The organism is Streptomyces sp. NPDC059003 (genome assembly GCF_042740445.1).
In the GTDB taxonomy this organism is placed as follows: Bacteria; Actinomycetota; Actinomycetes; order Streptomycetales; family Streptomycetaceae; genus Streptomyces.
Window position 1 is genome coordinate 1 of sequence record NZ_JBHYJH010000059.1, and the last position, 8963, is coordinate 8963.

The 8963-nt window shown below is 66.8% G+C and carries 10 protein-coding genes and 1 pseudogene; 4 read left to right on the plus strand and 7 right to left on the minus strand.

Translation table 11 applies throughout. From position 1 onward, the window contains the following. Positions 1-409 precede the first annotated feature (409 nt). Complete coding sequence (locus ACFWZ5_RS21305) at positions 410-1465, minus strand: tyrosine-type recombinase/integrase (protein WP_384890939.1); 1056 nt, start codon at positions 1463-1465, stop codon at positions 410-412. A 726-nt stretch (positions 1466-2191) separates the two neighbouring features. Further along, positions 2192-2416 (minus strand): hypothetical protein, encoded by a 225-nt coding sequence (locus ACFWZ5_RS21310; protein WP_384890943.1) that lies wholly within the window; start codon positions 2414-2416, stop codon positions 2192-2194. Between the two features lie 255 nt (positions 2417-2671). Between ACFWZ5_RS21310 and ACFWZ5_RS21315 the strand changes: the two genes are divergently transcribed. From ACFWZ5_RS21315 to ACFWZ5_RS21330, 4 genes are all read left to right on the plus strand, one after another. Then, positions 2672-3340, plus strand: coding sequence for an RNA polymerase sigma factor (locus ACFWZ5_RS21315; protein WP_384890947.1), 669 nt, complete (start codon positions 2672-2674; stop codon positions 3338-3340). Between the two features lie 67 nt (positions 3341-3407). Further along, positions 3408-3710: a hypothetical protein gene (locus tag ACFWZ5_RS21320; RefSeq protein ID WP_384890950.1), complete on the plus strand. Its 303-nt coding sequence runs from the start codon at positions 3408-3410 to the stop codon at positions 3708-3710. Next, positions 3707-3940 (plus strand): hypothetical protein, encoded by a 234-nt coding sequence (locus tag ACFWZ5_RS21325; protein ID WP_384890953.1) that lies wholly within the window; start codon positions 3707-3709, stop codon positions 3938-3940. The genes ACFWZ5_RS21320 and ACFWZ5_RS21325 overlap by 4 nt, the downstream gene beginning before the upstream one ends. Next, positions 3937-5565 (plus strand): hypothetical protein, encoded by a 1629-nt coding sequence (locus ACFWZ5_RS21330; RefSeq protein WP_384890956.1) that lies wholly within the window; start codon positions 3937-3939, stop codon positions 5563-5565. Before ACFWZ5_RS21325 ends, ACFWZ5_RS21330 begins: the two co-directional genes overlap by 4 nt. Positions 5566-5686: 121 nt before the next feature. Here ACFWZ5_RS21330 and ACFWZ5_RS21335 read toward each other — a convergent pair. From ACFWZ5_RS21335 to ACFWZ5_RS21355, 5 genes and pseudogenes are all read right to left on the minus strand, one after another. Continuing rightward, positions 5687-6061: pseudogene (locus tag ACFWZ5_RS21335) on the minus strand (single-stranded DNA-binding protein); the annotation flags it as partial. Positions 6062-6124: 63 nt separating this feature from the next. Then, a complete protein-coding gene (locus tag ACFWZ5_RS21340; protein ID WP_384890959.1) occupies positions 6125-7039 on the minus strand; it encodes a peptidoglycan-binding protein in 915 nt (304 codons plus the stop codon). A gap of 84 nt (positions 7040-7123) precedes the next feature. Next, positions 7124-7765 (minus strand): hypothetical protein, encoded by a 642-nt coding sequence (locus tag ACFWZ5_RS21345; protein WP_384890962.1) that lies wholly within the window; start codon positions 7763-7765, stop codon positions 7124-7126. An 11-nt stretch (positions 7766-7776) separates the two neighbouring features. After that, the gene (locus ACFWZ5_RS21350) at positions 7777-8418 is read right to left on the minus strand and encodes a ParB N-terminal domain-containing protein (protein ID WP_384890965.1); all 642 of its coding nucleotides are present in this window, start codon (positions 8416-8418) and stop codon (positions 7777-7779) included. Positions 8419-8692: 274 nt separating this feature from the next. Next, positions 8693-8963, minus strand: a 271-nt coding sequence (locus tag ACFWZ5_RS21355; RefSeq protein ID WP_384890968.1) for a hypothetical protein, incomplete at its 5' end; no start/stop codon positions are given.

Below are 8963 nucleotides of genomic sequence, written 5' to 3' on the forward strand. Positions count from 1 at the left end.
CCCGGCGTATAGCCCGACTCGTCTGCCGCTAAGGGCCTCTGATCAGTGTTTTAGCTGGTCAGAGGCCCTTTTCCGTGGATTCAGGCCCTCGTCTAGAACCCGTTCCGTACGGGTCCAAACCGGGGTTCACGGCTACGTACGTAGCCATGAAAGTAGCCATGGCACGGGGGTCAACGAGCCTGCTTGATTCAGCCCTTCACCTGCAGCAAGGCGCCGCTGGCCTGGGGCTTTGACGGGGTGGAGCGTGTGCCGTCGGGACATCGCGTGGCGCGTGATCAGGGTGTACCTCTCCGAATGCCCCGGATAGATCCGCGGTTCTGCGAGTCGTAAACGCGCCAGCGGGGATCAGGCCGGTGTCGGCCTGATCCCCGCTGAAGGTCCTACGCTTGCGCCCGGAGAGGCGCTGAGGTCACGCCGCGACAGGTTCGGCGGATCGCGACGGCCGCGCCGTCAGGCCCGCGGCGATGGCGCCGTGCGTGTCCGCGTGGTCCCGCAGGAGGTGGCTGTACGTCCGGCGCAGCTCCTCGACGGAGTCGCCGACCCACGCCGCCACGGTGTGTTCGGGGATTCCGTTCTGAAGGCACGTGGAGATGAAGGTGTGCCGCAGGTCATGGAACGTTGGGAGGCCCCCCTTCTCGTCCTTGATCCCCAGCTTCCGCAGCGTGGGCTTCCACGCGTCGTCGTTGAAATGGTTCCGGCAGATGAGGTTGTTGCGAGCGCTCCAGAACAGGGCGCGCGCTGTGCCGCGCTTGCACTCGGAGAGCGTCTTCTTGTGCTCCCACAGGACGTTCTGGGTGACCCGCGGCTGCTGCTGCTCCATGAACTCCTCCAAGGCGTCCACCAGGTACGGCGGCATCGGGACATCTTTGGTGTTCAGGCGCGGGCTCGTCTTGAGCCTGTCGACGAGCGTGGGGCTGTAGCGCGTCTCCTTGGTTCGGAGGATCTGCCGGCGCACGGTGAGCAGCTTGCTGTCCGTGTCGATGACGTCCTCGCACACGGCCAAGGCCTCCGCTTGGCGGAGTCCGCATGCGAACCCGAGCATGGGTATGAGGCGATACCGCTTGGGGAACTCGTCGTAGATCGCCCAGCACTCCTCCGCGCTGAAGACGTAGGAGGTCGACTCGGCGACGTAGGGCCCGTCCACCTCGTAGGTGGGGTTGGACTCGATCTTTCCGTTCTGGAGCGCGTCCTTGAGGATCATCTTGAAGACCTTCCAGTGCCCCTCCGCGGTGGAGTTGGCGAGCTTCTTGTTCGCCTCCATCTCCTGCACCCATGCCTCGACTTGTGCCTTCCTGATGGAGCGAAGGCGTTTGCTCCCCCAGCGGGGCGTCAGGTGGACGCGGACGGCGGTCTCGTAGCTCGCGACGCTGATCTCCTTAGCGCGTCGTCTGCTCAGCCAGTCGGCTGCCCACTGCCTGAAGGTGACGTTCGTTTCGACAGGCTCGGGGGTTGCGCCTGGGGCCATTCCGTCGAGGATCGCTTGCGCTTGAGCCTGCGTCAGGCCGACTGATTCGGGGATTGTCGCGCGCGTGCGGCTGCCTTCGTCAGTCGTGCGGTTGTACGACCAGCTATGGCCGCACCCACCCTTCTTCGGCCTGTTCTGGTCAGGGCAGTTGCACCTTTTGTAGACAGTGGGCTTGCGTGCCACGGTACGCCTTTCACGATCATGGTTGGGTCTCGGGTGACTCCCTGGCCAGGGGAGTTGGACTGTACGTAGGCGTAGCCATGGCTGGTCAAGCTCGATGAGCGGAGGGCTGGACGAGCGGTGATGGCCTTCTAATCGCGGCAATAGCGCCTAGGTTGGTGCGTGGAATTCATTCAGTGCGCGCTTCAATCCATGCCTCAAAATCGCGCTCCCGGACACGAAGAATGCGGTCGCTGACGCGCACGATAGGGATATCCCAGCTCCTATAGTTGTCAAGCACTGTGCGCTTTGTGACTTCCATTCGCTCGGCAATCGTCTCGAAACTCAGCAATACGTTGGAGCCGCCGCGAGCCATCGTCGTCCTTGCTTTCTCGTGGGTGTCCCCCGGCGGACTCTTCCGGCCGGATGGAGCCGGTTGTGTGCAGCCCGGCACTGATACGTACGTCAGTCAGCGGGATCTGTTACACCCGGGCAGAGTTCGTCAGTGCGTGGTGCGAGGGGCGCGTCGTGGGGTGGGCGTCTCGGCCGGGCCGGCAGTGGATCGGCTCAGCGGGCAGCGGTCGCCCTCGTGCTCGGGCGGCGTGGTTCGTGGTAGATGCGCATGACTTCTTGGGTGGCGCCTTTGCCGCGGGTGCGCAGGATGCCGCGGCGGCGCCCCTCGCGAACCATCCGGGCGGCCGCCTGGGGTGCGATCTTGGTGCGCTGCACGACGGTGTCGAGGGAGATCCACTCCCCGTAGGGGAGGAGCATGAGCGTGCGGTCAGCGTCCATGTGCGGGGACATGGCGGGGGCCTCTCGGTTCGGGTCTGGTGTCGGGTTGCTCTCCCGGCACGTGCTGCCTCTTATAGCACAGGAGGTGGCCCCCGATGTCGCTAGCCCGTTCGACGGAATCCGTAAATGGCCGGTTATGCTGCGTCACCGTTGCCTGGAACAGCGCCTTCCTCCTAGGGGGAAACAGTGGAGGGGGCGCATGGGTGGCGTGAAGCGCATGAATCACAGCACCGGCTCTTGGGGGGACAGCACGCCGTGACCGACACTCTGGAAGACCTCGTCGCGCGCGCCGCAGCGGGCGGCGCAGACGGGGCTGATGCCATTGCGGCGCTGTACGACGAACTCACCGATACGGTCTACAACTGGGTGAGGTTCTACGTCCGCGACGGGCACATGGCCGAGGATCTGAGCCAGGAGGTCTGGCTGAAGGTCGCACAGAACATCAGCAAGTACCGGCCGGGTACGAACTTTCACGCCTGGCTGCGCACGGTCGCGAAGAACCGTGCGCTCGACTACTTGCGGTCCGTGCAGCGGCGTCCTTCTGAAACACTGTGCGGCGATCACCTTGAACTTGACCGACCTCGTGTTGGCCTCGGGCCGGAGGAGCATGCCGAGAGGCGCGTTCTGGCTGAAGCGGTTGCAGCCCACATGCATAAGCTGCGCCCAGATCAGCAGCAGGTCCTGGTCCTGCGGTTCTTCGACGGGGAGAGCCCAGGGCGGACGGCGGAGATCATGGGGAAGACGGACGGTGCTGTGCGTACATTGACAGTACGGTCGCTACGTAAGCTTGCCGAGGTCATGCCGACTGGGGAGTCATCTTCCCAGTTGGTCGAGGAACTGCTGACAGCGGCAGTGGGCAGAAACAGGGTTGTCGGTACACGGGTTGAAACACGAGAGGCTGAGGCGCATGTTGCGACGCGCTGACCAGAGCGAGCGCCTGGAGCGGGCGCTGGACGGCGGGCCGGTCCCTCATGACGAGGAGACCCGGCGCATGCTCGCCGCCGCGGGTGCTCTGCGGCCGGGCTTCCGGCGCAGCCCCTCGCGGGTGCGTAGCACCCGTGAAGCCATGCTTCGTGAGTACGCGCGCTCGCAGAGTCCGCGGGAGGCCCGTGAGGACGCCGGGTCGGGGGACGGCCTGGACGAGCCGGAGGTCCACCGCGAGGAGATCGAGCTGCCAGGCGGCGGCCACCTCGTCCTTACCGACATCGAGGCTATTACGCCCGATCGTGCGGAGAAGACGGCCGCCCGGATTGCGCAGATCCTGGAGAGCAGGGAAAGAGACCGGCAGAGTTGAGCAGCGCAATATTCGATGCTCTGAAGGCCGAGGGCACCGACGAGTTCGGCGTGGGGGTGCTCCACTACCTGGCCGAGGACTTGGGCTCGGAGGGCTTGTTCCAGACCTCTGACCAGGCCAGCTTTGCGGTTGCTGTGGACGACGTATGCAAGATCATGCCGAGCGTGTCGCTCTGGCAGGCCGCGGAGGTAGTGCGCACGCAACTTCCGGAACTTGAGGGGCGGCTGTGAGTTCGTCCTTCCCACAAGTGCAGGTCCACATCCTTACGTCGGACGAAGACGCTATCCTCGCGCCGGACGAGGACGTTGATCTCGTAGACGTCGGCGTGGTCAACATCAATGGTGAGCGGCACCTGTTCATCAGCCCGCAGAACTTCGAGCGCGCCGTACGGCAGGTCAGTTCGGCCATGCCGGACGTGCCGCTGGAGCAAGTCGAGCGCTTGCTGCGCGAGCACTGCCCTGAACTGAAGGACTTCGATGAGCTGATGGGATCGATAGAGACCGCTCCGCCTATCGACGCTCCACCCCTTCCGCTCGAGATGCCCCCGCCCGCCCGTGTCGGAAGCCGCGTGAAGAAGTGGGTCATCGCCGCAATGGTGCTGCCGGCACTCGTCGGGGCCTGGGAGCTCGGGCATGTCACGCGCGCTGACCCTGCCTCGAATGCGGCGAGCACTCCGGACGCGAACCCCACCAGTGACAAGGCGAACAGCGACAACCGGAACCTGGGGCCGAAGCCTTTCGTGGCCCAGGAGTTCATGGAATTCTCCGATGCGGGGAAGATCGACTGCAGCCCCACCGACAATCTTGAAGCGGAGTGCACCGACGCCGACGGGATGGTGATGTCGACTAAGGCCGCAACAGGGCCGGACAGCACCATCTTCACGTTCTCGTACGGGCACGAACGCATTGGACTGCGAATCTTCGGGACCGCCCGATACGCCAAGACATGGACGCTTCAGGACGGCTCACGAGAGCTGTACCCGAACATGTCCCGCTCAGGCCGTTACGTCCTCTGGGGCACGGACGAGGAACGACTGAAGGAGTACCGAAAGCTCCTGGAGGCATCCGCGGGGCAGAAGCCGGGCGCCAACACGGTGGCCTACACGATGGGCGGAGCCGAACCGTTGCCGCCCCGCCTGGCGGCGCTGACGTTGGGCACCCTGGGCCTAGATCACCAGGAAGTGCGCAGCATCCTGATCACCCCGCAGGACACGCCGATCGACGCGCCTTTGCTGATGGCGGCTCAGGCCGTGCTCGGTACGGGCGAGGTCGGGACCGGGGACGTGAAGCCGGGCGCGGAGGACATCGTGGCGCTTGCGGCGGGCATAGGGCCCTCTCTGGGCGTAACCGAGCCGGGCGGGAACACACACGGCAACGGCGGAGTCGTACACGTCATCAGTCCTGCCAGGCCCGGTTCGACGGCATCAGGTGGCTCGCCCGGTGCGTCGACGGCGACGACAGCAGCCAGACCCGGCCCGGCCCCGTACCCGAAGCAGACAGGGAACGAGAAGCAGAGGCCGGTCAAGCCCACGTTCAAGCCCGAGAAGCCGGTGGCGGAGAAGCCCACAGCTCCTAAACCGAAGCCGAAGCCGAAGCCGGAACAACCTCCGACAGAGAAGCCGGAGGAGCCTCCAACCGAGCCCGAGCAGCCTCCAACCGAGCCGGTCGATCCGACGCCGCCGGTCACGGAGACACCGACACCGCCGGGCCCCGAGGAGACGCGGCCGCCCGCAGATGGTGACGGCACAGCCACGAAGCCGCCCGCTCAGGACGGCGATTCGCCGATGGACGACACGGCCGACGAGGACAGGGAGCCGTTGATTCAGCCGCAAGGGCGGGTCGCTCCGGCCGTGTAGTAGCACGAGAGCGCCGCGTGGGAGACACTGCGCGGCGCTCTCGTTGTACGGCGGCTCAGAAGGGCGGTTCAGCCACCCAATGGGCGTCGGCCACCGGACGACTAGGTGAGGCGGCGGCCTGGCGCTGCTGCCCGCCGGTCTTGGTGATCTTTGCGGTCGCGCTCTTCAGACTCACGCCGACCTCCTCGACGTCCAGCTCGTAGACGGTGCGCTTGACGCCTTCACGGTCCTCGTAGGAGCGCTGCTTGAGACGGCCCTGGACGATCACGCGGGTGCCGCGTGACAGGGACTCGGCTGCGTTCTCGGCTGCCTGGCGCCACACGGCGCAGGTGAGGAACAGGCCCTCGCCGTCCTTCCACTCGTTGGTCTGGCGGTCGAAGGTGCGTGGGGTCGAGGCGACGCGGAACTTTGCCACCGCCGTGCCGGATGGGGTGAAGCGGAGTTCAGGGTCGTCGACCAGGTTGCCGATCAGGGTGATGACGGTCTCGCCTGCCAAAGGAGCGGGCCTTTCGGGATCGGTGGTCGGCCCGCCGCGGGGAGGGCCGACCCAGGGGTCGGATCAGGAGAACAGCAGGCGCCACGTGAGCGGGCCGGGGATGCCGTCCGGGTCGCCGCGCAGCTCCTTGACGGAGCGCTGGAAGGCGGCGACGTTCTTCCGGTCTGCGTCCGACCACTTCGGTCCCGGACCGCTGGAGTAGTGCTTGCCGAAGCCGCGCTTGACGAGCTGCTTGCCCATCAGAGTGATGTGGGCGTTGTTCTTGCCGGGCCCGAAGTAGCTGGCGCCGGGGAACGGCGGCTTCGGCTTGCCCGTGCCTCCGGAGCCCGTCTCGCCGGAGGAACTGCCGGGCACCTTCGCCTTCTTCTTGGCCAGCGAGATCAGCTTGGCGAAGTCGATGTCACCGGGATCGCCGTGCTGGTTTTCCGGGACGTGGGAGTGCCCGCACCATCCGCGGAAGTTGGTCCAGGCCGAGAAGTTCATGCGGGCCTTGGTCTTGCCGTACGAGGATGGGTAGGCGAGCCACGTCTTCGGGCCGGTGAGCGGGACGCCGTTGTTCTTGTACTGCCACGCCATGAACGCGGCGAGTCCGTCCAGGGCCCAGTCCGGCGCATCCGGCCAGTAGATGTAGTCCTGGCCCGCTTTCGCCCCGTTCCAGGTCTTCTTGTGCTTGGGGTCACAGGTGCCCACCAGCTCAATCTGAACGGTGTGGAGGGTGTTGGTCTCGACTCCGCCGGCAAGGTTCACCAGCGCACGGGCGGACCGATTGAACGGGTAGTGCTGGTAGAAGTCGAGCCGCTTCTTCGCGAAGTTCGGCCGGGCGGTGATGTTCGGTGCGGAGGCGCCGCCGTCGTACGACGGTAGGGAGGTGCCCTCGGTGGTGTGGAGCACGCCGCAGTTCGGCTTGATGACGGAGCCGTTGTACCTGTTCGAGTAGTCGTAAGCGCGGCTGGCGCCAGGGTAGTAGGAGACGGTCACGGTGCACTTCCTCTGATGCTGGTGAGCAAGGGAGGGGGCACCGTGACCGCCGATGCGAGTTAGTGTCGCGCGCTGCCTCTGCGCTCAGCCGTCGATCACCTCTGCCTCTACGACGCTGCCGTCTTCCAGCTCTGGAGGGTCGGGATACTGCACGGCGAAGAGGCTCTGGTTCAGGCGCTCGGCGAGCGCGCTCAGGTCGATCCGCTCTTCCTGAGCCGGTTCGACGCTGTCCAGGCCGGTGATCTCGACGGCGATGGCTGCGTCCTTGCCGTAGTGGTGACGGTGCTGCCGCTCGAGGTACCAGGCGTCCGCGCGCCAGTCCGGGGCCGTGCGGTCCTCGGTGATCTCCTCGACGATCTGGCCGGTCTCTGGGTCGCGGAACTTGCGGGTCGTGATCTTGGTGGTGATCCCGCCGTCGGCGACGCGCCTGATGTTGGCCATGGCACGGGCGGCGGCCATCGCTCGGGCGGTGCGGACCTTTTCGAACAGCGCGACGTAGGCGTCCTCGTCCCGGTTCGGGTTCTGCCCCTCCTCGCGAGCGGCGACCTCGGCGCGGCCGCGGGCCATCCAACGGCGGTAGGTGGAACTTGAGATGCCGGCCGACTCGGCGGCGAGTTCGACGGCGATGCCGGATCGGGAGGCAGCGAGGATGCGGTTCTCGACCTCGTCGGACAGGAGGGTAGGCCGCCCGGCACCAGGGCGATGGGGCTTGCGGCGGTGAGACACGGGCTGGCTCCTCAGCGCCCGGGTGTGAAGGCATGGGCGCAGGCCGGGCAGGTGACCAGGCGCGCGCGTCCCTCGTCGTCCGGACTGAGTCCGTCACTGCCCGGGTCGTCGCTGCCGTCGTCGGGCAGGTGCAGTACGGAGGCCCGGTCCTCGTTGACGGCGCCGGGCAGTGTCTCGGGGTCAACCTGCCGCAGCAGGTTCTCCAGCTCCTGGTCAGCGATAGCGAGGGAGTCGTACAGAGCCGCATCGGCTGTAACGATGTCTTCGAGGTAGGCGGCGAAGTCGCGCGGGCGCCAGCCTCCGTCAGCGCCGATCTTGTTGAGCTTGATGTTCAGGGTCTTGGCCTCGGCGTCCGAGCGGGAGGCCCAGCCGCGTTGGACGGGGACGAGCCATCCGCCGTCATGGTCGAGGAGGAGTCCTGCGGGAAGGTGTTCACCGCGGGTCTGCATTTCGATGAGGGCTTCGCGACGGCCGTGTCCGCCCAGGATGGTGCCGGTGCGTTCGTCGGCGATGGGCTGGTCGACGAATCCGTGCGTGCTGATGCTCTCGATGATCCGCTCGACTTCGTGGCGCTTGGGATTGCCCGGCGCGGGGGTGAGGTCGGTGAGCGGGACGTAGGTGGTGTAGCGGGGAGCGGGCACGGTCTCGGTCACGGCAGTCCTTCCGGCGGTTCGGTGTGCCGGCGGCGGGCGCAGTCTGCGAGCCCGCGGACTTCAACCGCGGCGCCCCGCCTCGCAAGCGGGGCATGCCGTCATGGCCGGACCGTGCCCACCACCGGGCCGGTGCCGCCCTCGTTCCGGATGGGGAGGCACCGGGGCCCGCCCTATCCGGCGACGTCACCAGGTGAGGGCAAGCCACGCGGAACGTAGGGGGTACGACCGGCTTGTGTCGCCCGCCCGGGAAGCGGCGGGAAGGCCGGGCCCGGCCTCAGCTCTCGGGCGTCTCCGGCCGCCTCGCGATCGCGACCCACAGGTCTGCGTCCCAGGAGACGGGACCCGTGGTGTCCCGGAAGGTGACCTCCACCGTGGTCGTGCCCGAGGGGTCCGTCACGTGGACCGGCGGCTTGTCCACGACGCCGGAGAGGTCGCCGAGCCGTACGGTGTCGTCGACTTGGAGGTCCTTGGCCTGGACGTACTCCCAAGGGGATTCCAGGGTGTGCGGGGGCGTCTTGAACGCGTGGACGGGCAGCCCGGCCGCG